Origin of the sequence: Pseudomonas sp. BNK-45 (assembly GCF_047456255.1) — a bacterium.
GTDB lineage: Bacteria > Pseudomonadota > Gammaproteobacteria > Pseudomonadales > Pseudomonadaceae > Aquipseudomonas.
In genome coordinates this window covers 681,807-707,775 of the sequence record NZ_CP179909.1, presented here as the reverse complement: position 1 = coordinate 707,775, position 25,969 = coordinate 681,807, and the positions used below count along the sequence as shown (strand labels likewise).

The window sequence follows — 25,969 nt, the reverse complement described above, 5'->3', positions numbered from 1 at the left end:
CTGTAGTTGGCTAACGCACAGGGCGCCAGCATCGCATAGCTCAAGCGGTGTTTGAAACAAAACTGTCATGAAAACAACCGGCTGCAGACGTGAAAAAGGGGCTCGAAAGCCCCTTGTTCCTGACGCGCATTCGCGGTTATTGACCGGGAACGTCCTTGCGCAGTTTCACCGGATCCTGCTGTTTTTTCTTCTTCGCGATGGCGGTGCGCATCTTGATGTTGATGGCTTCCACCGCCAGGGAGAAGGCCATGGCGAAGTAGACGTAGCCTTTTGGCACGTGCACGTCGAAGGCCTCGGCGATCAGAACCGTACCCACCACCAGCAGGAACGACAGCGCAAGCATCTTCAGCGACGGGTGCTTGTCGATGAACTCGCTGATGGTCCCGGCGGCCAGCATCATCACCAGCACCGCGACAATGATCGCCGCCACCATCACCGGTACGTGGGAGACCATGCCCACCGCGGTGATCACCGAGTCCAGGGAGAAGACGATGTCGATGATCGCGATCTGGATGATGGTGTAGAAGAAGTTGCCGCCCTTGCCTTTGGGCTCATCCAGGGTTTCGTCCTCGCCTTCCAGGGCGTGGTACATCTCCTGGGAGCTTTTCCACAGCAGGAACAGGCCGCCGAAGAACAGGATCAGGTCACGCCCGGAAATGCCCTGGCCGAAGACCACGAACAGGTCGGCCGTGAGGCGCATGACCCAGGTGATCGACAGCAGCAACAGAATGCGCGTGACCATGGCCAGCGCCAGGCCGAAGATCCGGGTGCGCGGCTGCATGTGCTTGGGCATGCGGCTGACCAGGATCGAGATCATGATGATGTTGTCGATGCCCAGGACGATTTCCAGGGCGGTCAGGGTGAAGAAGGCAACCCAGATTTCCGGGTTGGTCAGCCATTCCATGTGTAGTCCTTTGCGCGAGTGTTATGGCCCGGGCCGTGACGCCGGCCCGGGCGGGGAATCATTGCCTTTAAAGCGTGCTGAACAGCGGAAAGATCCCCATCAGCAAAGCGGCGAACATTATGCACAGGCAGACCAGCACTGCCCACTTGAGGGTGAAGCGTTGATGGTCGCCAAACTCGATGCCGGCCAGGGCCACCAGCAGGTAGGTCGAGGGTACCAGCGGGCTGAGCAGGTGCACCGGTTGGCCGACGATTGACGCCCGGGCCATTTTCACCGCGGTGATGCCGTAGTGGCTGGCGGCTTCGGCCAGCACCGGCAGCACGCCGTAGTAGAAGGCATCGTTGGACATGAAGAAGGTGAACGGCATGCTCACCAGCGCGGTAATCACCGCGAGGTACGGCCCCAGGGCGTCCGGGATCACCGCCAGCAGGCTCTTGGACATGGCGTCGACCATGCCGGTGCCCGACAGGATGCCGGTGAAGATGCCCGCCGCGAAGATCAGCCCGACCACCGCCAGCACGCTGCCGGCGTGGGCCGCGACCCGGTCCTTCTGCTGCTGCAGGCAGGGGTAGTTGACGATCATGGCGATGCTGAAGGCCACCATGAACAGCACCGGCAGCGGCAACAGGCCGGCGATCAGCGCGCACATCAGGGCGAAGGTCAGGGCGCCGTTGAACCAGATCAGCTTCGGCCGGCGCGCATCCGGGTACTGCGACACGCTGATTTCGCTGTGGTCGATCTCGTCGCCCGCCAGGTGCAGTTCGCCCAGGCGCGCCCGCTCACGCTTGCCGTACAGGTAGGCGATCAGCAGGATCGCCACCACGCCGGCGAGCATCGCCGGGATCATGGGCACGAAGATGTCCGAGGGGTCCACGTGCAGGGCGCTGGCGGCCCGAGCGGTGGGGCCGCCCCAGGGAGTCATGTTCATCACGCCGCCGGCGAGGATGATCAGCCCGGCCATGATCCGCGGGCTCATGCCAATGCGGCTGTACAGCGGCAGCATGGCGGCCACGCAGATCATGTAGGTGGTGGCGCCGTCACCGTCCAGGGACACCACCAGGGCCAGCACCGCAGTACCCACCGAAACCTTCAGCGGGTCGCCCTTGACCAGCTTGAGGATCTTGCGCACCGCCGGGTCGAACAGCCCGGAGTCGATCATCAGGGCGAAATACAGAATGGCGAACATCAGCATCACGCCGGTGGGCGCCAGCTTGGTGATGCCTTCGAGCATCATCGGGCCGATTTTCGGCGCGAAACCGCCGAACAGGGCGAACAGAATAGGCACGATGATCAGCGCGATCAGCGCCGACAGGCGCTTGGTCATGATCAGGAACATGAACGTGATGACCATGGCAAAGCCAAGGAAAGTCAGCATGGGAATACTCCAGGCGTAGCGCGGCTAGGGAATGGCGAACCGGGTGGGATCAGCGCAGAACGGCAAGCACGAGGCGTACGGGAGGAGTTGTAGCGAACAGGCGGGTACGAGCGGACATCAGAATCACCATTGTTGTTGTTAATAGGGCCGGGAGCGCGAGAAACGCCCGCTGTGGCCAACCGGTCTGTTGCCGGTAGTGGAGGCGATGCTAATCGGGGAAGCTTTCAGCCAGCTTTCGCCGTTGAAAGGAAAGGCTGGATGTTCCACCAGGCGACCAGTGGCATACAGTGACGGGCATTGGCCCACAGGAGGGATGCACATGAGTGAGTTGCACACCGGAGGCTGCCACTGCGGGCGGCTGCGCTACCAGTTCAGCGGGCCGCTGCGGGATATCGCCCACTGTCATTGCTCGATCTGCCGCCGGACCAGTGGCGGCCTGGTGACCACCTGGATCACCCTGCCCGCCTCGGCTTTCACCTGGCGGGAGGGGGTTCCCGCCCGCTACGACTCTTCTGCAAGTTGCGCGCGCTATTTCTGCAGCAACTGTGGGGCTCACCTGGCGTTGGTCACCCACCTGAGCCCGGACAGCATCGATGTCACCATCGCCACCCTGGACCACCCGGAGCTGGCGCCGGCGGACCGGCACATCTGGACCGACAGCCGCCTGCCCTGGCTGCACCTGGACCAGCACCTGCCGCAAGAGCCGCAAGAAACCCTGTAGGCCCTGCCGCAGGCGCGCAGCGTTAGCGCGGTTCTCAAGGCTGCCGATGGCTTGGCAGGAGGCTTCCAGGCCGGAGCCTTGGGCCCTTTCGCCGCCGGTGGCTACGGCAGTTCCAGCCCGCCCGCCGCCTTGTGCAGAGCCCGCAGATGCTCGCCCACCTGCTTCAGGTTGGCCTCGTTGGCGGCAATCTCAGCGGCCCGCTCCGGCTCCAGCAGGGCTCGCACTTCCTTGTCCAGTTCACCGGTCAAGGATTGCAGCTGCTTTTGCCGCTCGCTGCTTTCGGACTCCAGGCGTTGCCATTCACCGGGTTGTGGCAATCCATAGCCGCTGCTGCCCAGCAGTTCCGCCGGGCGGCTGAGGAAGCCGCTGTTGGCGAGAATTTCCTGCAAGGTCTTGTTGGCCTTTTCCATGCCGCCGTTCTTCAGCTCGCGAGCGCCCAGGTAGCGCTGCTTGACCTCGTCCTGGGCCAGCAGCAGTTGCCGGCGATAGCTGGCCTGCTCCAGCAGCAGCAAGGCAGCGCTGGTGCGCAAGTCGGCCTGGTCGAACCAGCGCCGGCGCTCCTCGGCGCTCAGCGACAGCCAGTCTTCGACGCTGGCCTGCTTGATCGGCAAGTGCTTCCTGATCACCTCGAACATCGCCTGATAGCGGTCGCGGAAGGAGTCGAAGCGATAGCCCAGGCGCAGTGCCTCGCGTGGGTCGTCGAGCACGCTGGTGTCCGCCAGTCCCCTGCCCTTGAGCACTTCCAGCAGGCCGTTGGGCATGATGCTGTCGAGGCCGATCAGTTGCTTGTTGTTGCTGCCGCTGCGCAGCAGCTTGAGGCTTTCCACCGCGCAGTTGTTGGACAGGAAGTAATAGTTGCCGTCGTAGCTCCAGTGCATTTCCGCGGCGTGCTCCACCACCTCCTCGATCTCGCGGCGCGACAGTTTCAAGGGCACCGAGGCCAGGCTGCGCAGTTCGGTCTTGGTGTATTCGTCGATGACTTGCGACAGCGGCAGGACAAACAGTCGCGACGGGTACTTGCCCACCAGGCCGTCCCAGCTGGACAGCTGCACATCGCCGACAAAGGCGCGGTAGGACAGCACCAGGTGCTGGTCCAGGTCGAGGCGGCAATCCGGCCCACGGGGACGGCCCGGGGCGCAGATCACCAGGCGCAGCATGCTGTGGCCCCAGCGACTGACCCAGTTCTGGTTGGCTTCGGCCAGCAGATAGTCCACGGCGTAGACCCGTTCCGGGTCCACCTTGCCCAGCGGCGTCTTGGCGAAGTCGTTGCCGGCGTTGAGAAAGGCGAAGGACTGGGCGCAGTGGTCCTTGGCGGCCGGGGCCCAGCCGAAATGTTCCTGGTAGTAGCGGTACAGCGCCGGGCGGCGGCAGGCGTAGCTCGGGTCGAGGAGGAAGTACTCCATGTTCACCGCGACGAATTCCTTCGGGTTGGTGATCTCGTAGAGGTCCGGGCTGCGGGCGATCTGGCGGTTGTGCTGCTCCCGTTCTCCGCGACGCCCGACATATTGCGGCCAGCCGGCCAGGTCCAGCAGGCGCGGGTCATCGCTGAGGGTGAAGCGCCGGTCGTTCTGGCCGCGGCACTCATCCGGCAGGCCGATCGGACCGGAGGTGCTGTTCTTGCGGGTACAGCGCTGGATCAGGCTGCGTTCGGCACTGGGCCATAGACGCGCGCGATCGTAAATGTGGGTCAGTTCGTGGAGCACCGTGGCAAGCATTTCCCGGCGCACGGTGCCGTGGGGGCGGCTGGTCTTCTGGGTAGCGGCGGAGCCGTCGGTCAGGCTTGGCAAGAGGGCGCGATTGAGGTCCAGTGCCGATACCAGGGATGCCTCGCCATAGGCGTTGTCGGGCATCTGGTCGGTCCAGCCGACGTCGATGGTGCGGTCCAGTTGCTGGATGAAGCGCGGCGGCAGTGCCTGCATCGCTTCATCCAGCAGCGCCTGGCTGGCGTGTTGTTGCGCGGGGCTCAAGCCATCGGTCTTGAGGCGCAATTGCAGGTCGGCCTGGGCGTTGCCGCAGAGCAGCGCCAGGGTCCCGGCCAGCAGCCAGGCGAGGACGGGTTTCACAGAGCGAGGATGGCTTCGGCGAGGACCTGATCGCTGGCGTCGCGGGCTTCCGGCAACTGGGTGCGCAGGGCCGTGAACGCCGCTTCCAATTGGGCGCCACGGATATCGCCATTGCTGGCGACGAAGCTGGCGGCATCGTCATGGGCTTCACGCACGACTTTGGAGTCGCGGATCGAGGTGGTGGTGTCCGAGGTGAAATCGATCGTGCGGCCAGAGGCACGGACGATGATGTTACTGGTGGCCACCAGGGTGTGTGCCTGGGCCACGTCGGCCAACAACAGCAGGCCAAGGGTGGCGGCAATCAGCGGGCTACGCATGGAACGACTCCGGAATAACAGGGGTGACTATTGGACGAGAATTGCCTGCGCCAGTTCAAGGTCGCTGGCATGAAGTTTTGCCCGGTGGTGCCGCAGATAGCTCAGGGCGGACTCCAGGCGCGCGCCACGCAGTTGGCCGTCGGTTGCCACGAAGGCGGCGGCGTCGTCTTGGGCGGCGAGCAGCAGTTTATGGTCGAAGGGCGCCGAGGTCACCTGGCTTGTGGCGTAAACGGTGACGACCGAGCTTTGGGTGGTCAGGTCGAATGCCTGCACCGAGCCGGCCCAACAGACGGCGATGAATACTGGAGCAAAAAGCGAAATTCGGAACAAACCCATGAGTCTCGACAGCTGAAAAACAGCGCCAAGGCTAGCGCAATGGTCCGGACAGGGCCAGCGCAGAGGGTTTCAGGTGCGTAGGCGCACCTGAAATCTTCGTTCAGATCGCCAGGATGGCCTGGGCCAGCTGGGCGTCAGTGGCCTGCAGTTGGGGGGCCTGTTGGCGAATGTGGTCGAAGGCGCTTTCCAGTTTCACTCCACGAATGGCGCCGTCGGTGGCGACGAAGCTGGCGGCGTCATCCCGAGCGGCACGTACGATCTTGTTGTCGCGCAGGGAGGAGGTGGCGTCGGAGGTGGCGTCGGTGGTGGCCTTGAGCGCGCCGACGATGGCGTCGGTGGTCACGATCAGGCTGGTGGCGTTGGCATTGGCAGCCAGGGTCAGCAATGCGGCAGCGCCGAGCAGGCGAAGACGGGACATGGGGAACTCCTGTGAATGGACAGACAGATTAAGGGCGCTGAGTGAGACGCCGGGCAGCCACTGCGAGGTGCTGTGTCTGATTGTTCTGACGCAGCTTAGGTAAAAATCGCTACGTCGCTGCAGATATTAGGCTGAGCTGTTGCGTTCGCACAGCGTGGTGTCGGGCCTTAGCGCCAAAAGGGCTTGTGCAGTTCTGCTGCCCTGTCGCCATGGCTGATGCCGCTGTCCGACAGTTGTCGTTCGTCCATCTGTGCCAGCAACCGGCGGGTGCGGGCCCGCTCCATCATGCTGGCGAGGGCCGTGATCCAGCGCTTGAAGGCTGTGCTGCATGAGGTGGCCGGAAGGTCGGTGTCGGGTTTGCCGGAACATGAGTCCATGGTGCTTTCCTCCTTGAGCAGCCTAGCGATGGGCTTGCTGCAGCGTCATGGTGCGACGGTTGGAGGGCAGTCATACAGATACACCAGGGCAAAATTGTACTGGTTAATTGTTATGTTTGATAAAACTGTACCTGTCGCAATCAACTTGGCTGTATTTGTGTTGCGAACCATTTTTTCCAGGCCAGAACGACAAGACCCGTCGCGGTTTCCCGCGACGGGTCTTGTGTGTGCAATTCGGGGTGCTGGCGGTGGACCCGGTGGGTCAGAGCCAGCGACGCTGAGTTAGCGCCAGAACGGCTTGCTCAGCTCTTCGTAGCGTTGTGCTTCGCTGATCCCGGCATCGGCCAGCAGACGCGAATCCAGGCGAGCCAGTTGGTGGCGGCTGGAGATGCGGCGCTGCCACAGCATCAGGTTGGCGATAACGCGCAGAGGCAGGGAAGCCTGGGTTTTTGCAGCTTTGTCTTCGAAGAACAGTTCGGAACTGAGTGTACGTTCCATGGTTGACATCCTTCCGCTTGTGGCGGGATCAGGTAGTGGTTTAACTGGTGCCCATGATCCTCTTCCGGTGCAAGACTCTGTAGATACAGTTCACCTGTATTGTGAGGGACCAGTTAACTGTTTATAGGGGCTGTACTGTTCCGAAAAGGCGCAACTGTACCTGTCAGCACCTTTTTGGTGCATTTATGCGCTTTTGAGTGAGGAAGTGGCGGTTTTAGGCGGGGAAAATACCGGTACAGCAGTACAGTTTTTGAAGATCATTGGCGGGTGGTCGGCCAGCTGACGAAACGGTGTTTGCGTCAGCTGCCAACTGTATCAATCACTCGGCGAGCATTTTCCCGGTTTCTTCCAGGTTGATGTGCCAGCTCAGGGCATCGCGCAGGATGTGTGGCGTGTGGCCGCCCAGGGCGCAGGCCTTGGTGAAGTAGTCGTTCAACGCTTCGCGGTAGGACGGATGCACGCAGTTGTCGATGATCACCCGGGCCCGTTCACGTGGCGCCAGGCCGCGCAGGTCGGCCAGGCCGATCTCGGTGACCAGGATGTCGACGTCATGCTCGGTGTGGTCCACGTGGCTGACCATTGGCACCACGCTGGAAATCGCCCCGCCCTTGGCAATCGACTTGGTGACGAAGATCGCCAGGTGCGCGTTGCGGGCGAAGTCGCCGGAGCCGCCGATGCCGTTCATCATCCGCGTGCCGCAGACGTGGGTGGAGTTGACGTTGCCGTAGATGTCGAACTCCAGCGCGGTGTTGATGCCAATGATGCCCAGGCGGCGCACCACTTCCGGATGGTTGGAGATCTCTTGTGGGCGCAGCACCAGCTTGTCCTTGTAGCGCTCCAGGTTGCCGAACACATCGGCGTTGCGCCGGCTCGACAGGGTGATGGAGCTGCCGGAGGCGAAGCTCAGCTTGCCGGCGTCGATCAGGTCGAAGGTCGAGTCCTGCAGCACTTCGGAGTACATGGTCAGGTTCTCGAACGGCGACTCGATCAGGCCGCACATCACCGCGTTGGCAATGTTGCCGATACCGGCCTGCAGCGGGCCGAGCTTGTTGCTCATGCGCCCGGCATCGACTTCCTGCTTGAGGAAGTCGATCAGGTGATTGGCGATGCCCTGGGTTTCGCTATCCGGGGTGGAGACGGTGGATGGCGAGTCGGACTGGTTGGTGATGACGATGGCGACGATCTTTTCCGCCGGGATCGGAATCGCCGTGCTGCCGATGCGATCGTCGACCTTCACCAGGGGAATAGGTGTACGGGTCGGACGATAGGTCGGGATATAGATGTCGTGCAGGCCTTCCAGGTTCGGGTTGTGCGCCAGGTTGATCTCGACGATCACCTGCTTGGCGAAGATCGCGAAACTGGCGGAGTTGCCCACCGAGGTGGTGGGCACGATATGGCCCTGTTCGGTGATGGCCACGGCCTCGATCACCGCGATGTCCGGCAGCTTGAGCTGCTGGTTGCGCAGCTGCTCGACGGTTTCCGACAGGTGCTGGTCGATGAACATCACTTCGCCGGCGTTGATCGCCTTGCGCAGGGTGCTGTCGACCTGGAACGGCATGCGCCGGGCCAGGACCCCGGCCTCGGTGAGTTGCTTGTCCAGGTCGTTGCCCAGGCTGGCGCCGGTCATCAGGCTGATTTTCAGCGGGGTCACCTTGGCCCGTTCGGCCAGGGCATGGGGCACGGCCTTGGCTTCACCGGCGCGGGTGAAGCCGCTCATGCCGACGGTCATGCCGTCCTCAATCAGAGCGGCAGCGTCGGCGGCGCTCATCACCTTATCCAACAACGAAGGCAAGCGGATACGATCACGGTACATGGATTGTTATCTCGGGCAACGGAAGCAAGAAGCGCAGTCTAGTGATTTCAAAAAAAAACACCGCGCGACAAAGGTCGAATGAAAGGTCCTGATCTAGAGCCTTCTGTCGGCTTCATGAGGTCAATAAAAAACCCCAGCCTACTAAAGGCTGAGGTTTTGGGTATTGCGCTACAGCAGCTTTACTCGACGGCTTTGACCATGTCTTCGATGACCTTCTTCGCGTCACCGAAGACCATCATGGTCTTGTCCAGGTAGAACAGTTCGTTGTCCAGGCCGGCATAGCCGCTGGCCATGGAGCGCTTGTTGACGATGATGGTCTTGGCCTTGAAGGCTTCGAGGATCGGCATGCCGGCGATGGGCGACTTCGGATCGTTCTTCGCTGCCGGGTTGACCACGTCGTTGGCGCCCAGTACCAGCACCACATCGGCCTGGCCGAACTCGGAGTTGATGTCTTCCATCTCGAACACCTGGTCGTAAGGCACCTCGGCCTCGGCCAGCAGTACGTTCATGTGCCCGGGCATGCGCCCTGCCACCGGGTGGATCGCGTACTTCACGGTGACGCCACGGTGGGTCAGCTTCTCGGTCAGCTCCTTCAACGCGTGCTGGGCCCGGGCCACGGCCAGGCCGTAACCGGGAACGATGATCACGGTGTCGGCGTTGGTCAGCAGGAACGTCGCATCGTCCGCCGAGCCGGATTTCACCGGGCGGGCTTCTTGAGCCCCGGCCGGGCCGCCAGCGTCGGCACTGTTGCCGAAACCGCCGAGCAGCACGTTGAAGAACGAACGGTTCATCGCCTTGCACATGATGTACGAGAGGATCGCGCCGCTGGAGCCCACCAGGGAGCCGGCGATGATCAGCATCGAGTTGTTCAGGGAGAAACCGATCCCTGCTGCTGCCCAGCCCGAGTAGCTGTTGAGCATCGACACCACCACCGGCATGTCGGCGCCGCCGATCGGGATGATGATCAGCACGCCCATGACGAAGGCCAGCGCCAGCATCAGGGCAAAGGCGCCGAGGTTGCCGGTGGCCATGAAGGTCACGCCCAGGCCGAGGGTGGCCAGGCCCAGCACCAGATTGAGCTTGTGCTGGCCGGCGAACTGTACCGGTGCGCCCTGGAACAGGCGGAACTTGTACTTGCCCGAAAGCTTGCCGAAGGCGATCACCGAACCGGAGAAGGTAATGGCACCGATGGCGGCACCGAGGAACAGCTCCAGGCGGTTACCAGCGGGGATCGCGTCGCCCAGGTTTTTGACGATGCCCAGGGACTGGGGCTCGACCACGGCGGCAATGGCAATGAACACCGCGGCCAGGCCGATCATGCTGTGCATGAAGGCCACCAGTTCCGGCATCTTGGTCATCTCGACGCGCTTGGCCATGATCGAACCGGCGGTGCCGCCGATCAGCAGGCCGACGATGACGTAGCCGATACCGGCGGTCGCCAGTTCCGCGCCCAGCTTATAGATGAGGCCGATGGTGGTCAGGACCGCCAGGGCCATGCCCAGCATGCCGAACAAGTTGCCGCGTCGGGACGTGGTCGGGTGCGAAAGCCCCTTGAGCGCCTGGATAAAGCACACCGAGGCGATCAGATAGAGGGTTGTTACCAGGTTCATGCTCATTATTTCTGCACCTCTTCTTTCACGGCTTTGGGCGCTTTCTTCTTAAACATTTCCAGCATGCGACGGGTCACCAGGAAGCCACCGAACACGTTGACCGCGGCCAGGGCTACGGCCAGGGTGCCCATGGTCTTGCCCAGCGGGGTCACGGTCAGGGCGGCAGCCAGCATGGCGCCGACGATGACGATCGCGGAAATGGCGTTGGTCACCGCCATCAGTGGCGTGTGCAGTGCGGGTGTCACGTTCCAGACCACGTGGTAACCGACATAGATCGCCAGCACGAAGATGATCAGGTTGTAGATACCGGGGGAGATAAGCTCTTCCATCGTCTGAATCCCTGCTTAGGCGTTTTTGCGGATGACTTGGCCGTCGCGGCACATCAGGCACGCGGCGACGATGTCGTCTTCTAGGTTGACTTCGAACTGCCCTTCTTTGGTGAAGACAAGCTTCAGGAAGTCCAGCAGGTTGCGGGCGTACAGCGCCGAGGCGTCAGCAGCGACGGCGCCGGCCAGGTTGGTCGGGCCAACGATGGTCACGCCGTTTTCCACCACCACCTGGTCCGCCACGGTCAGCGGGCAGTTGCCACCCTGGGCGGCTGCCAGGTCGATGACCACCGAGCCGGGCTTCATCTGGGCCACGGTGTCGGCGCTGAGCAAGGTCGGCGCCTTGCGGCCTGGAATCAGTGCGGTGGTAATGACGATATCCGCCTGCTTGGCGCGCTCGTGCACTGCCAGGGCCTGGCGCTGCATCCAGCTGGCGGGCATGGGGCGGGCATAACCGCCGACGCCGACGGCGCATTCGCGCTCCTCATCGGTTTCGTAAGGCACGTCGACGAACTTGGCGCCCAAGGATTCGATCTGCTCTTTCACCGCCGGACGCACATCCGAAGCCTCGATCACTGCCCCCAGGCGCTTGGCCGTGGCGATGGCCTGCAGCCCCGCCACGCCGGCGCCGAGAATCAGCACGCGGGCCGCTTTGACGGTACCGGCGGCGGTCATCAGCATCGGCATGAAGCGCGGGTAGTAGTGGGCGGCCAGCAGCACGGCCTTGTAACCGGCGATGTTGGCCTGGGACGACAGCACGTCCAGGCTCTGGGCCCGAGAGGTACGTGGCGCCGCTTCCAGGGCGAAGGCGGTAATGCCGCGCTCGGCCAGCTTGGCGATGGTTTCATTGCTGAACGGATTGAGCATGCCCACCAGCACGGTGCCGCTCTTGATCAGGGCCAGTTCGCTGTCGCTGGGGGCGACGACCTTGAGAATCAGTTCGGCGCCAAAGGCATCGTTGGCGCTGCCAATGGTGGCTCCTGCCGCTTCATAGGCACTGTCGACCACGCTGGCATTGATGCCCGCGCCGCTTTGCACAGTGACTTTATGACCCTGGCCGATCAGCTTCTTGATGGTTTCCGGGGTTGCAGCAACCCGTGTTTCACCCGTCTGGGTTTCGAGAGGAACACCAATGTGCACGTCAAATCTCCTGCTTGATCTTATTGCTTTCGATCTTTCTTAGAAGGCCAGCGCACTGCGGAGGGTGCGACTGGGGCGGCCGATCAGCACGATCCCGCTGAAATCGCAGCGGGGCGCGGCATTTTGCAGGCGAACTTTGAGGCCTTCAAGGGATTCTGACTAGTGACGGAAAATTAACTACAAGTCACCCCGTGACCGAATGTCGCAAGGGGTGGGGTTAAACCCTTGTAAGCCGTGCCTTTCAAGGCTTTTATCGTCTAAATAAGATTTTTCTCATCCGCTGTGTGAATAGTCTTACATTGCTGTCAAATAAACCCTACAGGCCGCGTGGTTAGGCGCTTTTAGGACTATTGTCCGAGGTGTCGGTACAGTCTGTTGAAATGCGACAAATACTTATATCTGTAGGGCTTTTGTTTTTCTGACTACGGGGTCAGCTAATCGCTGGAGGCCCCTACCCTTCTAGGTTGTAGCTGTGTGCCTGATTCACCAGCCAATCGCGAAATGCCCGTAAAGAGGCGGATTCCACCTTGCGCTCGGGAATCATCAGGTAATACGCCTTGATGCTGGTCAGAGCCTGCGGGTTGGCAATGACCAGACGTTTTTCCGCCAGTTCGCGCTGGATCAGGAAGGCTGGAATCAGCGCGATACCCATGTCGTGCATGGCTGCCTGGGCGAGCATGGAGAATAGCTCGTAGCGCGGGCCTGTCATGTCGCGGGGGACGTTCAACTGCTGTGAGTTGAACCATTGGCGCCAGGCATAGGGTCGGGTGGTCTGTTGCAACAGGGGCAGCTCGGCGATGGCTGCGGCGCTCAGTTGCTGCCGATCAGCCAGTAGGGCCGGGCTGCACACCGGTACCGGGTGCTCGCCCATCAGGCGATGGGACTGGGTGCCGGACCAATCGGCATCACCAAAGTAGATGGCGGCGTCAAAAGGCGTGTCGGCAAACAGGAAGGGGCGCGTGCGGTTGGTCAGGTTGACGGTGACTTCGGGGTGTTGCTGCTGGAAATCCTTGAGGCGCGGCAGCAGCCACTGGGTGCCGAAGGTCGGGACCACTGCCAGCTCGATGACATTGGCGCCCTGCTGTCCCATCACGGAGAGCGTGTCGCGTTCCACCGCATCCAGTTGTGTCGCTACCCGGCGGCTGTAGGAAAGCCCGGCTTCGGTGAGTTTGACGCCCCGCCGCGAGCGTCGGAACAGCTCCACGCCGAGAAACTCTTCCAGGCTGGCGATCTGTCGGCAGACGGCGCCCTGGGTCAGGGAAAGCTCCTGCGCCGCCTTGGTGAAGCTTTCGTGGCGGGCGGCGGCCTCGAAGCTGATCAGGGCGGCGGTGCTGGGGATCTTCCTGCGCATGTACGGCAATCTCACTAATAGACGCTGTAAAAGGTAATTTTGGCCATTACGGAGTGAGAAATTAGCACAACAACTTGCGAAATCCTCGTTTGCCCGCGAGCTCCTGTCAGGCCTAGGATCTGCCCACGATAGTTGACCTACTTCACGAGGATTCACTCATGGGCGGCAAAGCAAGCTTCAACTGGATCGATCCCCTTCTGCTGGACCAGCAACTCACCGAAGAAGAGCGCATGGTCCGCGACAGCGCCGAGCAGTTCGCTCAGGACAAGCTGGCGCCTCGGGTGTTGGAAGCTTTCCGCCATGAGCAGACCGATCCGGCCATTTTCCGTGAAATGGGTGAAGTCGGCCTGTTGGGGGCGACCATTCCCGAGCAGTACGGCGGCAGCGGCCTGAACTATGTGTGCTACGGCCTGATCGCACGGGAAGTGGAGCGCGTCGATTCCGGCTATCGCTCGATGATGAGTGTGCAGTCGTCCCTGGTGATGGTGCCGATCAATGAGTTCGGGACCGAGGCGCAAAAACAGAAGTACCTGCCGAAGCTGGCGTCCGGCGAGTGGATTGGTTGCTTTGGTCTGACCGAGCCGAACCATGGTTCCGACCCGGGTGCGATGATTTCTCGTGCACGCAAAGTGGATGGGGGCTACAGCCTGACCGGCAGCAAGATGTGGATCACCAACAGTCCGATCGCGGATGTGTTTGTGGTCTGGGCCAAGGATGACGCCGGCGATATCCGCGGTTTCGTTCTGGAGAAGGGCTGGAAAGGCCTGAGCGCGCCGGCCATTCATGGCAAGGTGGGGCTGCGTGCGTCGATCACTGGGGAAATCGTCATGGACAACGTGTTCGTGCCGGAAGAGAACATCTTCCCGGACGTGCGCGGTCTCAAAGGCCCATTCACTTGCTTGAACTCGGCCCGTTACGGCATCTCCTGGGGTGCTTTGGGTGCGGCGGAGTTCTGCTGGCATACCGCGCGGCAATACACGCTGGATCGCCAGCAGTTCGGTCGGCCCCTGGCGGCGACTCAACTGATCCAGAAAAAGCTGGCGGACATGCAGACCGAGATTACCCTCGCCCTTCAGGGGTGCCTGCGTCTGGGGCGGATGAAGGATGAAGGAACGGCGGCAGTGGAAATCACTTCGATCATGAAGCGCAACTCCTGCGGCAAGTCCCTGGACATCGCCCGTATGGCTCGTGACATGTTGGGTGGCAATGGCATCTCTGATGAGTTCGGCATCGCCCGGCACCTGGTGAACCTGGAAGTGGTCAACACTTACGAAGGCACCCATGACGTTCATGCGCTGATTCTGGGGCGCGCGCAAACCGGCATCCAGGCGTTCTATTAATAGGAGAGCGACCATGGGCGCGTTATCGCATCTGCGGGTACTGGATTTATCGCGGGTATTGGCCGGGCCCTGGTCCGGGCAGATCCTGGCGGACCTGGGGGCCGAAGTCATCAAGGTCGAACGTCCGGGCAATGGTGACGATACGCGCGCCTGGGGGCCGCCCTTCCTGAAGGATGCTGATGGCGAGAACACTACGGAGGCCGCTTATTACCTGTCGGCCAACCGTAACAAGCAGTCGGTGACCATAGATTTCACCCGCCCTGAGGGCCAGCAGTTGGTGCGTGAGCTGGCGGCCAAGTCGGATATCGTCATCGAGAACTTCAAGGTGGGTGGACTGGCGGCCTATGGCCTGGACTATGAGTCGCTCAAGGCGATCAATCCGCGCTTGATCTATTGCTCGATCACCGGGTTTGGGCAGACGGGGCCTTATGCCAAGCGTGCCGGCTATGACTTCATGATCCAGGGGCTGGGCGGATTGATGAGCCTGACCGGTAGGCCTGAAGGGGATGACGGGGCCGGGCCGGTGAAGGTGGGGGTGGCCTTGACCGACATCCTGACGGGGCTGTATTCGACGGTGGCGATTCTGGCTGCCTTGGCTCATCGGGATCAGGGCGGCGCCGGGCAGCACATTGATATGGCGCTATTGGATGTGCAGGTTGCATGTCTGGCCAACCAGGCGATGAACTACCTGACGACGGGGATTGCTCCGAAGCGCTTGGGGAACGCTCACCCGAACATAGTTCCCTATCAGGATTTTCCGACCGCAGATGGTGATTTCATTCTCACCGTGGGGAATGACGGGCAGTTTCGCAAGTTTGCCGAGGTCGCAGGCCAGCCCCAGTGGGCGGACGATCCTCGGTTTGCCACTAATAAGCTGCGGGTGGCCAACCGGGCTGTGTTGATTCCACTGATTCGTCAGGCGACGGTGTTCAAGACCACTGCCGAGTGGGTGAGTCAGTTGGAGCAGGCAGGTGTGCCCTGTGGGCCGATCAATGACCTGGCTCAGGTGTTTGCCGATCCGCAGGTGGTGTCACGGCGGCTGGCGTTGGAGTTGCCTCATGCGTTGGCGGGGATTGTGCCTCAGGTGGCCAGTCCGATTCGTCTTTCCGAGACGCCGGTGGAGTATCGCCATGCCCCTCCTCTATTGGGTGAGCACACGGCGCAGGTTCTGCAGCAGGTTTTGGGAATGAAGGGCGAGGCCGTTGAGGCATTGAGGCGGTCGGGGGTGTTGTAGGCCTTCTCTTATATAGAGAGGCGTGCGGCCGTATCTATGCATCGCCTGCCAAAGCGGCTCTTCTGGGGTTGTCTGCTCTTATTCATAGAAAATTCAAATTAAAGGTTGACGGCAGATTCTACAGGTCTATAATTCGCCCCACTTCCGGCGCAGTCGAAACGGAAAACTCCTTGAAATTCAACGAGTTACGCAGCTTTCGGCGGCGGTTACGCTTCAGTTCATCGAAGCCAGAAGCAGTTAGTAAGGCAGTGTGTTTTCGCCTTATTAACGATTCGATCGTCTCGGTCGAAAGCGGTTGAAAAGAGGTGTTGACAGCAGCGTGTAACGCTGTAGAATTCGCCTCCCGCTAACGAGAGATCGAAAGCGCAAGTGGTTGAAGTTGTTGAGGAAATCTTCAAAAACTTCTAAAAAAATCGCTTGACAGTAAATGAGGTTGCTGTAGAATGCGCGCCTCGGTTGAGACGAAAGATCTTAACCAACCGCTCTTTAACAACTGAATCAAGCAATTCGTGTGGGTGCTTGTGGAGTCAGACTGATAGTCAAAAAGATTATCAGCATCACAAGTTACTCCGCGAGAAATCAAAGATGTAACCAACGATTGCTGAGCCAAGTTTAGGGTTTTCTCAAAACCCAAAGATGTTTGAACTGAAGAGTTTGATCATGGCTCAGATTGAACGCTGGCGGCAGGCCTAACACATGCAAGTCGAGCGGCAGCACGGGTACTTGTACCTGGTGGCGAGCGGCGGACGGGTGAGTAATGCCTAGGAATCTGCCTGGTAGTGGGGGATAACGTCCGGAAACGGGCGCTAATACCGCATACGTCCTACGGGAGAAAGTGGGGGATCTTCGGACCTCACGCTATCAGATGAGCCTAGGTCGGATTAGCTAGTTGGTGAGGTAATGGCTCACCAAGGCTACGATCCGTAACTGGTCTGAGAGGATGATCAGTCACACTGGAACTGAGACACGGTCCAGACTCCTACGGGAGGCAGCAGTGGGGAATATTGGACAATGGGCGAAAGCCTGATCCAGCCATGCCGCGTGTGTGAAGAAGGTCTTCGGATTGTAAAGCACTTTAAGTTGGGAGGAAGGGTACTTACCTAATACGTGAGTATTTTGACGTTACCGACAGAATAAGCACCGGCTAACTCTGTGCCAGCAGCCGCGGTAATACAGAGGGTGCAAGCGTTAATCGGAATTACTGGGCGTAAAGCGCGCGTAGGTGGTTTGTTAAGTTGGATGTGAAAGCCCCGGGCTCAACCTGGGAACTGCATCCAAAACTGGCAAGCTAGAGTATGGTAGAGGGTGGTGGAATTTCCTGTGTAGCGGTGAAATGCGTAGATATAGGAAGGAACACCAGTGGCGAAGGCGACCACCTGGACTGATACTGACACTGAGGTGCGAAAGCGTGGGGAGCAAACAGGATTAGATACCCTGGTAGTCCACGCCGTAAACGATGTCAACTAGCCGTTGGGAGCCTTGAGCTCTTAGTGGCGCAGCTAACGCATTAAGTTGACCGCCTGGGGAGTACGGCCGCAAGGTTAAAACTCAAATGAATTGACGGGGGCCCGCACAAGCGGTGGAGCATGTGGTTTAATTCGAAGCAACGCGAAGAACCTTACCAGGCCTTGACATCCAATGAACTTTCCAGAGATGGATTGGTGCCTTCGGGAGCATTGAGACAGGTGCTGCATGGCTGTCGTCAGCTCGTGTCGTGAGATGTTGGGTTAAGTCCCGTAACGAGCGCAACCCTTGTCCTTAGTTACCAGCACGTTATGGTGGGCACTCTAAGGAGACTGCCGGTGACAAACCGGAGGAAGGTGGGGATGACGTCAAGTCATCATGGCCCTTACGGCCTGGGCTACACACGTGCTACAATGGTCGGTACAAAGGGTTGCCAAGCCGCGAGGTGGAGCTAATCCCATAAAACCGATCGTAGTCCGGATCGCAGTCTGCAACTCGACTGCGTGAAGTCGGAATCGCTAGTAATCGCGAATCAGAATGTCGCGGTGAATACGTTCCCGGGCCTTGTACACACCGCCCGTCACACCATGGGAGTGGGTTGCACCAGAAGTAGCTAGTCTAACCTTCGGGGGGACGGTTACCACGGTGTGATTCATGACTGGGGTGAAGTCGTAACAAGGTAGCCGTAGGGGAACCTGCGGCTGGATCACCTCCTTAATCGACGACATCAGCTGCTTCATAAGCTCCCACACGAATTGCTTGATTCATTGAAGAAGACGATAGAAGCAGCTTTAAGCTCCAAGCTGATAGCTCCAAGCTAACAGTTACAAGCTCGAAATTGGGTCTGTAGCTCAGTTGGTTAGAGCGCACCCCTGATAAGGGTGAGGTCGGCAGTTCGAATCTGCCCAGACCCACCAATTTTGTTATGGGGCCATAGCTCAGCTGGGAGAGCGCCTGCCTTGCACGCAGGAGGTCAGCGGTTCGATCCCGCTTGGCTCCACCATAAACTGCTTCTGAAAGCTTAGAAATGAGCATTCACATTGAATGTTGATTTCTAGTCTTTTGATTAGATCGTTCTTTAAAAATTTGGGTATGTGATAGAAAGATAGACTGAACGTTACTTTCACTGGTAACGGATCAGGCTAAGGTAAAATTTGTGAGTTAAATTGCAAATTTTCGGCGAATGTCGTCTTCATAGTATAACCAGATTGCTTGGGGTTATATGGTCAAGTGAAGAAGCGCATACGGTGGATGCCTTGGCAGTCAGAGGCGATGAAAGACGTGGTAGCCTGCGATAAGCTTCGGGGAGTCGGCAAACAGACTTTGATCCGGAGATCTCTGAATGGGGGAACCCAGCCATCATAAGATGGTTATCTTGTACTGAATACATAGGTGCAAGAGGCGAACCAGGGGAACTGAAACATCTAAGTACCCTGAGGAAAAGAAATCAACCGAGATTCCCTTAGTAGTGGCGAGCGAACGGGGACTAGCCCTTAAGTGGCTTTGAGATTAGCGGAACGCTCTGGAAAGTGCGGCCATAGTGGGTGATAGCCCTGTACGCGAAAATCTCTTAGTCATGAAATCGAGTAGGACGGGGCACGAGAAACCTTGTCTGAATATGGGGGGACCATCCTCCAAGGCTAAATACTACTGACTGACCGATAGTGAACTAGTACCGTGAGGGAAAGGCGAAAAGAACCCCGGAGAGGGGAGTGAAATAGATCCTGAAACCGTATGCGTACAAGCAGTGGGAGCAGACTTTGTTCTGTGACTGCGTACCTTTTGTATAATGGGTCAGCGACTTATTTTCAGTGGCGAGCTTAACCGAATAGGGGAGGCGTAGCGAAAGCGAGTCTTAATAGGGCGTCTAGTCGCTGGGAATAGACCCGAAACCGGGCGATCTATCCATGGGCAGGTTGAAGGTTAGGTAACACTGACTGGAGGACCGAACCGACTACCGTTGAAAAGTTAGCGGATGACCTGTGGATCGGAGTGAAAGGCTAATCAAGCTCGGAGATAGCTGGTTCTCCTCGAAAGCTATTTAGGTAGCGCCTCATGTATCACTGTAGGGGGTAGAGCACTGTTTCGGCTAGGGGGTCATCCCGACTTACCAAACCGATGCAAACTCCGAATACCTACAAGTGCCGAGCATGGGAGACACACGGCGGGTGCTAACGTCCGTCGTGAAAAGGGAAACAACCCAGACCGTCAGCTAAGGTCCCAAAGTTATGGTTAAGTGGGAAACGATGTGGGAAGGCTTAGACAGCTAGGAGGTTGGCTTAGAAGCAGCCACCCTTTAAAGAAAGCGTAATAGCTCACTAGTCGAGTCGGCCTGCGCGGAAGATGTAACGGGGCTCAAACCATACACCGAAGCTACGGGTATCACGTAAGTGATGCGGTAGAGGAGCGTTCTGTAAGCCTGTGAAGGTGAGTTGAGAAGCTTGCTGGAGGTATCAGAAGTGCGAATGCTGACATGAGTAACGACAATGGGTGTGAAAAACACCCACGCCGAAAGACCAAGGTTTCCTGCGCAACGTTAATCGACGCAGGGTTAGTCGGTCCCTAAGGCGAGGCTGAAAAGCGTAGTCGATGGAAAACAGGTTAATATTCCTGTACTTCTAGTTATTGCGATGGAGGGACGGAGAAGGCTAGGCCAGCTTGGCGTTGGTTGTCCAAGTTTAAGGTGGTAGGCTGGAATCTTAGGTAAATCCGGGGTTCTAAGGCCGAGAGCTGATGACGAGTTACCTTTTAGGTGACGAAGTGGTTGATGCCATGCTTCCAAGAAAAGCTTCTAAGCTTCAGATAACTAGGAACCGTACCCCAAACCGACACAGGTGGTTGGGTAGAGAATACCAAGGCGCTTGAGAGAACTCGGGTGAAGGAACTAGGCAAAATGGCACCGTAACTTCGGGAGAAGGTGCGCCGGTGAGGGTGAAGGACTTGCTCCGTAAGCTCATGCCGGTCGAAGATACCAGGCCGCTGCGACTGTTTATTAAAAACACAGCACTCTGCAAACACGAAAGTGGACGTATAGGGTGTGACGCCTGCCCGGTGCCGGAAGGTTAATTGATGGGGTTAGCTAACGCGAAGCTCTTGATCGAAGCCCCGGTAAACGGCGGCCGTAACTATAACGGTCCTAAGGTAGCGAAATTCCTTGTCGGGTAAGTTCCGACCTGCACGAATGGCGTAACGATGGCGGCGCTGTCTCCACCCGAGACTCAGTGAAATTGAAATCGCTGTGAAGATGCAGTGTATCCGCGGCTAGACGGAAAGACCCCGTGAACCTTTACTATAGCTTTGCACTGGACTTTGAATTTGCTTGTGTAGGATAGGTGGGAGGCTTTGAAGCGTGAACGCCAGTTTGCGTGGAGCCATCCTTGAAATACCACCCTGGCAACTTTGAGGTTCTAACTCAGGTCCGTTATCCGGATCGAGGACAGTGTATGGTGGGTAGTTTGACTGGGGCGGTCTCCTCCTAAAGAGTAACGGAGGAGTACGAAGGTGCGCTCAGACCGGTCGGAAATCGGTCGTAGAGTATAAAGGCAAAAGCGCGCTTGACTGCGAGACAGACACGTCGAGCAGGTACGAAAGTAGGTCTTAGTGATCCGGTGGTTCTGTATGGAAGGGCCATCGCTCAACGGATAAAAGGTACTCCGGGGATAACAGGCTGATACCGCCCAAGAGTTCATATCGACGGCGGTGTTTGGCACCTCGATGTCGGCTCATCACATCCTGGGGCTGAAGCCGGTCCCAAGGGTATGGCTGTTCGCCATTTAAAGTGGTACGCGAGCTGGGTTTAGAACGTCGTGAGACAGTTCGGTCCCTATCTGCCGTGGACGTTTGAGATTTGAGAGGGGCTGCTCCTAGTACGAGAGGACCGGAGTGGACGAACCTCTGGTGTTCCGGTTGTCACGCCAGTGGCATTGCCGGGTAGCTATGTTCGGAAAAGATAACCGCTGAAAGCATCTAAGCGGGAAACTTGCCTCAAGATGAGATCTCACTGGGATCTTGAATCCCCTAAAGGGTCGTCGAAGACTACGACGTTGATAGGTTGGGTGTGTAAGCGCTGTGAGGCGTTGAGCTAACCAATACTAATTGCCCGTGAGGCTTGACCATATAACACCCAAGCAATTTGCTTAAGAAGCGAGTTGCGGTGTGTGAAGACGAAACAAACCGAAAGTTTGCACCGCTCACAAAGCACACAAACCTATTACATACCCATTCGCTGGCACGTTGCATAAGCAACGGACTGGCTACCGAATTTCTTGACGACCATAGAGCGTTGGAACCACCTGATCCCATCCCGAACTCAGAAGTGAAACGATGCATCGCCGATGGTAGTGTGGGGTTTCCCCATGTGAGAGTAGGTCATCGTCAAGATTAAATTCCGAAACCCCAATTGCGAAAGCAGTTGGGGTTTTGTCTATTTGTAGAAACGACTGATTTTGCTGACACGTTCGACGTTGAGTCCAACGGATCGGCCACAGAATTTCTTGACGACCATAGAGCGTTGGAACCACCTGATCCCATCCCGAACTCAGAAGTGAAACGATGCATCGCCGATGGTAGTGTGGGGTTTCCCCATGTGAGAGTAGGTCATCGTCAAGATCAAATTCCGAAACCCCAATTGCGCAAGCAATTGGGGTTTTGTTTTTGTGCTCGATAAAGTGCTGAGCAACGATCCGCCATGCATGAGCACCGTCGCTGCTCTATCCATGGCCCAAGGTCTCCATCGTTTTGCTTGCTGACGCGCCGCTGAAAAGGCTTGGCTAAGGCTCTGGAACACCGTTCGGCGGGATTCGGCAAATTTAGGCGAGTAATTCGGATAAATCTCTAAGGGTTCGGGTGTTCTTGCCGAAAGACTGATAAGACATGCGTGCACCAAAGTAGAGCGGCTCGTCGCCTGCACTGTTACATGGAATGTTGCTATACGGACGCATCCCCATTTTCGGCATAAGAAGTCCCATGAAATGAATCTCAAGTTCAGCCATAAAATCCTTTTGGCCGCCTCCGGCGTAGTGGTTCTGGCTTTTGCGTTGTTCACTTTGTACAACGACTACCTGCAACGAAACACTATCCGACAGAATCTCGAATCATCCATTCAGCAGGCCGGTGAGCTCACCTCCAGCAGCGTGCAGAACTGGATGAGCGGGCGCATCCTGGTGCTCGAGAACCTGGCGCAGAACGTTGCTCACCAAGGCCATAACGCAGACTTCCCGGGCCTGGTGGACCAGCCGGCCTTTACCTCGAACTTCCAGTTCACCTACGTTGGCCAGGCCAACGGCACCTTCACCCAGCGTCCCGACGCGAAAATGCCCGATGGCTACGATCCGCGCCAACGGCCCTGGTACAAACAGGCCGTAACCGCCGACAAGACCATGCTGACTCCGCCCTACATGGCGGCGGTCGGTGGCCTGGTGGTGACCATCGCCATGCCGGTGAAAAAGCAAGGCGAACTGCTGGGCGTGGTCGGTGGCGACCTGAGCCTGGAAACCCTGGTGAAGATCATCAACTCCGTGGACTTCGGTGGCCTGGGCCATGCCTTTCTGGTCAGCGCTGATGGTCAGGTGATCGTCAGCCCGGACAAGGACCAGGTGATGAAGAACCTCAAGGACATCTACCCCGGTGCCAACGTGCGTATCGCCAGTGGCAACCAGGAAGTGGTCCTGAACAAACAGGAACGCATTCTGTCCTTCACCCCGGTGACCGGCCTGCCGAATGCCGAATGGTACATCGGTCTGTCCATCGACAAGGCCAAGGCCTACGCGCCGCTGAGCCAGTTCCGTACATCTGCCTTGATCGCCATGTTTATCGCCGTGGCGGTGATTGCGGTACTGCTGACCCTGCTGATCCAGGTCCTGATGCGTCCACTGATCACCATGGGCCGTGCGATGCAGGACATTGCCCAGGGCGAGGGTGACCTGACCCGCCGCCTGGTGGTGGAAAGCAAGGACGAATTTGGTGAGCTAGGCAGCTCCTTCAACCAGTTCGTGGAACGGATTCACGCCTCGATTTCCGAAGTGTCCTCCGCCACCCGCCAGGTACATGACCTGTCGCAACGGGTGATGGCCTCGTCCAACGCGTCGATCATCGGTTCCGACGAGCAGAGCGCCCGCACCAACAGCGTGGCAGCGGCGATCAACGAACTGGGGGCCGCCACCCAGGAAATCGCCCGCAACGCCGCTGATGCCTCGCAACACGCCAGCGGCGCCAGCGAGCAGGCCGATGACGGTCGCCAAGTCGTGGAGCAGACCATCCAGGCCATGACCGAGCTGTCGCAGAAGATCAGCCTGTCCTGCACCCAGATCGAAACCCTGAACGCCAGCACCGACAACATCGGGCACATTCTCGACGTGATCAAGGGCATCTCCCAGCAGACCAACCTGCTGGCCCTCAACGCTGCCATTGAAGCGGCCCGTGCCGGTGAAGCCGGTCGCGGCTTCGCCGTGGTCGCCGATGAGGTGCGCAACCTGGCCCACAGAACCCAGGAATCGGCGGAAGAGATCCACAAGATGATCACTTCCCTGCAGATCGGTTCGCGCGAAGCAGTATCGACCATGAACGCCAGCCAGCTTTCCAGTGAAGAGAGCGTCGAGGTGGCCAACCAGGCCGGTGCCCGGTTGATCAGCGTGACCCAGCGGATCGGCGAGATCGACGGCATGAACCAGTCGGTGGCAGCGGCAACCGAGGAGCAGACGGCAGTGGTGGAGACCCTCAACGTCGACATCAACCAGATCAACCTGCTCAACCAGCAGGGCGTCGCCAACCTCAATGAAACCCTGAAGGACTGCGATGCGCTGTCGCAGCAGGCCAGCCGCCTGAAGCAACTGGTGGACAGCTTCAAGATCTGAGCCCTCTCCGGTCCTTTCCTCAAGCCCGCTTCTGCATCACTGCAGGGCGGGCTTTTTCATGGGCGCGGTTCAGATCCGGTGTTCACCCAGCAGGCCCAGGTGAGTATTGATCACCTGCAGCAGGCGCTGACGTTGGGACTTGATGAAGAAGTGGTTGCCGACCACTTCGATCAGTTCGAATTCACGCTCGGTGAATTCGCGCCAGTTGAGCATATGGTTGGCCGTCGCCAGAGGGTCCTCGCTGCCGTAGAAGGCCGTCAGCGGGATATCGAGGCAGCCGCTCGAGGTGTCGTACCAGGTTTCGAAGAGCTTCAGGTCATTGCGCAGCAAGCGTTCGTAGGATTGCAGGTCGCTCTGCCCCCGCGGCATCTCCAGCGGGCTGGCTCCCAGGGTCAGGATGGCCTCGCGAAACGCCTCGATGGGCAGTGAGTGCAGCAAGGGGCGGCGAGGCGGACTGTCGGGGCTGCGGCAGCCGGAAACGAACAGGTGGCGCGTCTGCTGGGGAAAGCGCTCTTGCGCGTACTTGCAGGTCTCGTATGCCAGCAATGCGCCCAGACCGTGGCCGAACAGCGCGTGGGGTTCGCCGAGCCAGGGATCGAGGGCTGTGAACATGTCTTTCAGCAGGCTCGGCCAGTTGTCGCAGGGCGCCTCGTCACGACGCGGCCCGTGCCCGGGCAGGTTGATCAGCACCAGCTCGATATGATCGGCCAGGCTGTTGGACCATACCCGCAACTGCTCCGCAGCCGCCCCGGCCTGTGGAAAGCAGATCAGGCGAATTCGGGTGGCCTGCCCTGAATTGATCACCAGCGTCCATTGTCGGGTGTCGGTGTACACAGCTTTTCCTTAAGCAAGGTGGCCCGTGGGTCGCTTCCTGGTGCAGACAAGAGGCTGTTCGACGGGGGACGTCCTGTCCGAATGGTTTCTAACATAGTGGCTGGCGCGGCTGAATGCACGTAGTGACAGGGGGAAATTCGTCGGCTGCCGCACAGGGTGCAAACATGGCTTGAGGCTATTCTGTGAATGAACCGTGCAGGCCCTTCCCCGGCGGTCAGTGATTGTAAGGTGCCATTGTCTTTTGCCGGGCCAGCCTTCACCATCAGCCGATTTACGACAGCTCCCATGGACTCATCGCATTGGCGGCACGTTTAGCTCTTTCTCGGACCCTGCGCTGGTTCTGCTCGGCATTGCTGCTGGCCGGCGCGCTGCTGGGCAGCCTGCACGCCGACTGGGATTTTTCCCTGATCAGTCGCCGTGCCACGGCGCTCTACGGTCCCCTGGGCGAAGGCCAGCAACGTATCGATGCCTGGCAGCACCTGCTGGCGACGCAAAAGCAGGTCCCCGAGCGTGAGCAGTTGAAAGTGGTCAACCTGTTCTTCAACAAGAACATGCGCTACGTGGAAGACATCGATCTGTGGGGCCAGGTGGACTACTGGGAAACCCCGATCCAGGGCCTGTGGAAGGGCGCCGGCGATTGTGAGGACTACGCGATCGCCAAATACTTCAGCCTCCGCCACCTCGGGGTGTCCAGTGACAAACTGCGCATCACCTACGTCAAGGCATTGCGCCAGAATCGCGCGCACATGGTCCTGACCTACTATTCCACTGCGGACGCCATGCCGCTGGTGCTCGACAGCCTGGAGGACACGATCCGCCCGGCCAGCGAGCGGACCGACCTGTTGCCGGTGTATTCCTTCAATGCCGAAGGCTTGTGGCTGCCGGGCGCCAAGGGCAACAAGCGGGTCGGGGACACCAAGCGCCTGTCCCGTTGGCAGGATGTGTTGAAAAAAATGCAGGCCGAAGGTTTTCCGGTCGAGACGACTAACTAGGAGCA

19 protein-coding genes, 2 tRNA genes, 4 rRNA genes and 1 pseudogene are annotated in these 25,969 nt (G+C 59.0%); 12 read left to right on the top strand and 14 right to left on the bottom strand.

Going from position 1 to position 25,969, the window contains the following annotated elements:
* Positions 1-136: 136 nt before the first annotated feature.
* Positions 137-904 (bottom strand): TerC family protein, encoded by a 768-nt coding sequence (locus tag ACMGG8_RS03150; RefSeq protein WP_060836901.1) that lies wholly within the window; start codon positions 902-904, stop codon positions 137-139.
* A 67-nt stretch (positions 905-971) separates the two neighbouring features.
* Entirely contained in the window at positions 972-2,279 is a 1,308-nt protein-coding gene (locus ACMGG8_RS03145; RefSeq protein ID WP_414159162.1) for a CitMHS family transporter, read from the bottom strand.
* Positions 2,280-2,598: 319 nt separating this feature from the next.
* On the opposite strand from ACMGG8_RS03145, the gene ACMGG8_RS03140 reads away from it, so the two are divergent.
* Positions 2,599-3,000, top strand: a complete 402-nt coding sequence (locus ACMGG8_RS03140) for a GFA family protein (RefSeq protein ID WP_414159161.1) — start codon at positions 2,599-2,601, stop codon at positions 2,998-3,000.
* Positions 3,001-3,101: 101 nt separating this feature from the next.
* On the opposite strand, the gene ACMGG8_RS03135 is transcribed toward ACMGG8_RS03140, so the two are convergent.
* The 11 genes from ACMGG8_RS03135 to ACMGG8_RS03085 form a co-directional block, all read right to left on the bottom strand.
* Positions 3,102-5,063, bottom strand: a complete 1,962-nt coding sequence (locus ACMGG8_RS03135; protein WP_414159160.1) for a DUF4105 domain-containing protein — start codon at positions 5,061-5,063, stop codon at positions 3,102-3,104.
* Positions 5,060-5,380, bottom strand: coding sequence for a DUF2388 domain-containing protein (locus tag ACMGG8_RS03130; protein WP_016963715.1), 321 nt, complete (start codon positions 5,378-5,380; stop codon positions 5,060-5,062). Before ACMGG8_RS03130 ends, ACMGG8_RS03135 begins: the two co-directional genes overlap by 4 nt.
* Positions 5,381-5,407: 27 nt before the next feature.
* Positions 5,408-5,716, bottom strand: a complete 309-nt coding sequence (locus tag ACMGG8_RS03125) for a DUF2388 domain-containing protein (protein ID WP_060836905.1) — start codon at positions 5,714-5,716, stop codon at positions 5,408-5,410.
* 100 nt (positions 5,717-5,816) lie between these two features.
* Positions 5,817-6,134, bottom strand: a complete 318-nt coding sequence (locus tag ACMGG8_RS03120) for a DUF2388 domain-containing protein (protein WP_060842091.1) — start codon at positions 6,132-6,134, stop codon at positions 5,817-5,819.
* Positions 6,135-6,301: 167 nt separating this feature from the next.
* Complete coding sequence (locus ACMGG8_RS03115) at positions 6,302-6,511, bottom strand: DUF1127 domain-containing protein (protein WP_060836907.1); 210 nt, start codon at positions 6,509-6,511, stop codon at positions 6,302-6,304.
* Between the two features lie 282 nt (positions 6,512-6,793).
* On the bottom strand, positions 6,794-7,009 hold the full coding sequence (locus ACMGG8_RS03110) for a DUF1127 domain-containing protein (protein ID WP_003220409.1): 216 nt from the start codon (positions 7,007-7,009) through the stop codon (positions 6,794-6,796).
* Between the two features lie 319 nt (positions 7,010-7,328).
* Positions 7,329-8,822 (bottom strand): acetyl-CoA hydrolase/transferase family protein, encoded by a 1,494-nt coding sequence (locus tag ACMGG8_RS03105; protein ID WP_060836908.1) that lies wholly within the window; start codon positions 8,820-8,822, stop codon positions 7,329-7,331.
* Between the two features lie 179 nt (positions 8,823-9,001).
* Entirely contained in the window at positions 9,002-10,438 is a 1,437-nt protein-coding gene (locus tag ACMGG8_RS03100) for an NAD(P)(+) transhydrogenase (Re/Si-specific) subunit beta (protein ID WP_414159159.1), read from the bottom strand.
* Positions 10,438-10,761 (bottom strand): NAD(P) transhydrogenase subunit alpha, encoded by a 324-nt coding sequence (locus tag ACMGG8_RS03095; RefSeq protein WP_005783507.1) that lies wholly within the window; start codon positions 10,759-10,761, stop codon positions 10,438-10,440. Before ACMGG8_RS03095 ends, ACMGG8_RS03100 begins: the two co-directional genes overlap by 1 nt.
* Positions 10,762-10,776: 15 nt before the next feature.
* Positions 10,777-11,898 carry a Re/Si-specific NAD(P)(+) transhydrogenase subunit alpha gene (locus tag ACMGG8_RS03090; RefSeq protein ID WP_060842093.1) on the bottom strand — a complete coding sequence of 374 codons (1,122 nt, stop codon included), beginning with the start codon at positions 11,896-11,898 and terminating at the stop codon, positions 10,777-10,779.
* 451 nt (positions 11,899-12,349) lie between these two features.
* The gene (locus tag ACMGG8_RS03085) at positions 12,350-13,249 is read right to left on the bottom strand and encodes a LysR family transcriptional regulator (RefSeq protein ID WP_060836910.1); all 900 of its coding nucleotides are present in this window, start codon (positions 13,247-13,249) and stop codon (positions 12,350-12,352) included.
* Positions 13,250-13,407: 158 nt separating this feature from the next.
* Between ACMGG8_RS03085 and ACMGG8_RS03080 the strand changes: the two genes are divergently transcribed.
* From ACMGG8_RS03080 to ACMGG8_RS03035, 10 genes and pseudogenes are all read left to right on the top strand, one after another.
* Entirely contained in the window at positions 13,408-14,589 is a 1,182-nt protein-coding gene (locus tag ACMGG8_RS03080) for an acyl-CoA dehydrogenase (protein WP_016963707.1), read from the top strand.
* Positions 14,590-14,602: 13 nt separating this feature from the next.
* Positions 14,603-15,823, top strand: coding sequence for a CaiB/BaiF CoA transferase family protein (locus ACMGG8_RS03075; protein WP_108544913.1), 1,221 nt, complete (start codon positions 14,603-14,605; stop codon positions 15,821-15,823).
* Positions 15,824-16,465: 642 nt separating this feature from the next.
* Positions 16,466-18,004, top strand: a 16S ribosomal RNA gene (locus ACMGG8_RS03070).
* Positions 18,005-18,127: 123 nt separating this feature from the next.
* Positions 18,128-18,204: transfer RNA gene (locus ACMGG8_RS03065), tRNA-Ile, on the top strand.
* 10 nt (positions 18,205-18,214) lie between these two features.
* Positions 18,215-18,290: transfer RNA gene (locus tag ACMGG8_RS03060), tRNA-Ala, on the top strand.
* A 221-nt stretch (positions 18,291-18,511) separates the two neighbouring features.
* Positions 18,512-21,403, top strand: a 23S ribosomal RNA gene (locus ACMGG8_RS03055).
* Between the two features lie 148 nt (positions 21,404-21,551).
* Positions 21,552-21,667, top strand: a 5S ribosomal RNA gene (rrf, locus tag ACMGG8_RS03050).
* Positions 21,668-21,779: 112 nt separating this feature from the next.
* Positions 21,780-21,895: ribosomal RNA gene (rrf, locus tag ACMGG8_RS03045) — 5S ribosomal RNA — on the top strand.
* Together the 16S, 23S and 5S rRNA genes with 2 tRNA genes alongside form the textbook arrangement of a ribosomal RNA operon.
* 362 nt (positions 21,896-22,257) lie before the next feature.
* Positions 22,258-23,283, top strand: a pseudogene (locus ACMGG8_RS03040) (cache domain-containing protein); the annotation flags it as partial.
* A 69-nt stretch (positions 23,284-23,352) separates the two neighbouring features.
* Positions 23,353-24,138 (top strand): methyl-accepting chemotaxis protein, encoded by a 786-nt coding sequence (locus ACMGG8_RS03035; RefSeq protein ID WP_372841324.1) that lies wholly within the window; start codon positions 23,353-23,355, stop codon positions 24,136-24,138.
* 69 nt (positions 24,139-24,207) lie between these two features.
* Here ACMGG8_RS03035 and ACMGG8_RS03030 read toward each other — a convergent pair whose 3' ends face one another.
* Complete coding sequence (locus tag ACMGG8_RS03030) at positions 24,208-24,972, bottom strand: thioesterase II family protein (protein ID WP_060836913.1); 765 nt, start codon at positions 24,970-24,972, stop codon at positions 24,208-24,210.
* Positions 24,973-25,271: 299 nt separating this feature from the next.
* On the opposite strand from ACMGG8_RS03030, the gene lapG reads away from it, so the two are divergent.
* The gene (gene lapG, locus ACMGG8_RS03025; protein WP_060836914.1) at positions 25,272-25,964 is read left to right on the top strand and encodes a cysteine protease LapG; all 693 of its coding nucleotides are present in this window, start codon (positions 25,272-25,274) and stop codon (positions 25,962-25,964) included.
* Positions 25,965-25,969: the final 5 nt, after the last annotated feature.

Excerpts from the sequence above, each read along its gene's own strand:
- ACMGG8_RS03100 (WP_414159159.1), bottom strand. The coding sequence starts at position 10,438 with ATGAGCATGAACCTGGTAACAACCCTCTATCTGATCGCCTCGGTGTGC.
- ACMGG8_RS03125 (WP_060836905.1), bottom strand. The coding sequence starts at position 5,716 with ATGGGTTTGTTCCGAATTTCGCTTTTTGCTCCAGTATTCATCGCCGTC.
- ACMGG8_RS03120 (WP_060842091.1), bottom strand. The coding sequence starts at position 6,134 with ATGTCCCGTCTTCGCCTGCTCGGCGCTGCCGCATTGCTGACCCTGGCT.
- ACMGG8_RS03080 (WP_016963707.1), top strand. The coding sequence starts at position 13,408 with ATGGGCGGCAAAGCAAGCTTCAACTGGATCGATCCCCTTCTGCTGGAC.
- ACMGG8_RS03145 (WP_414159162.1), bottom strand. The coding sequence starts at position 2,279 with ATGCTGACTTTCCTTGGCTTTGCCATGGTCATCACGTTCATGTTCCTG.
- ACMGG8_RS03035 (WP_372841324.1), top strand. The coding sequence starts at position 23,353 with ATGGCCTCGTCCAACGCGTCGATCATCGGTTCCGACGAGCAGAGCGCC.
- ACMGG8_RS03130 (WP_016963715.1), bottom strand. The coding sequence starts at position 5,380 with ATGCGTAGCCCGCTGATTGCCGCCACCCTTGGCCTGCTGTTGTTGGCC.
- ACMGG8_RS03085 (WP_060836910.1), bottom strand. The coding sequence starts at position 13,249 with ATGCGCAGGAAGATCCCCAGCACCGCCGCCCTGATCAGCTTCGAGGCC.
- ACMGG8_RS03140 (WP_414159161.1), top strand. The coding sequence starts at position 2,599 with ATGAGTGAGTTGCACACCGGAGGCTGCCACTGCGGGCGGCTGCGCTAC.
- ACMGG8_RS03150 (WP_060836901.1), bottom strand. The coding sequence starts at position 904 with ATGGAATGGCTGACCAACCCGGAAATCTGGGTTGCCTTCTTCACCCTG.
- ACMGG8_RS03075 (WP_108544913.1), top strand. The coding sequence starts at position 14,603 with ATGGGCGCGTTATCGCATCTGCGGGTACTGGATTTATCGCGGGTATTG.
- ACMGG8_RS03095 (WP_005783507.1), bottom strand. The coding sequence starts at position 10,761 with ATGGAAGAGCTTATCTCCCCCGGTATCTACAACCTGATCATCTTCGTG.
- ACMGG8_RS03115 (WP_060836907.1), bottom strand. The coding sequence starts at position 6,511 with ATGGACTCATGTTCCGGCAAACCCGACACCGACCTTCCGGCCACCTCA.
- ACMGG8_RS03105 (WP_060836908.1), bottom strand. The coding sequence starts at position 8,822 with ATGTACCGTGATCGTATCCGCTTGCCTTCGTTGTTGGATAAGGTGATG.
- ACMGG8_RS03110 (WP_003220409.1), bottom strand. The coding sequence starts at position 7,009 with ATGGAACGTACACTCAGTTCCGAACTGTTCTTCGAAGACAAAGCTGCA.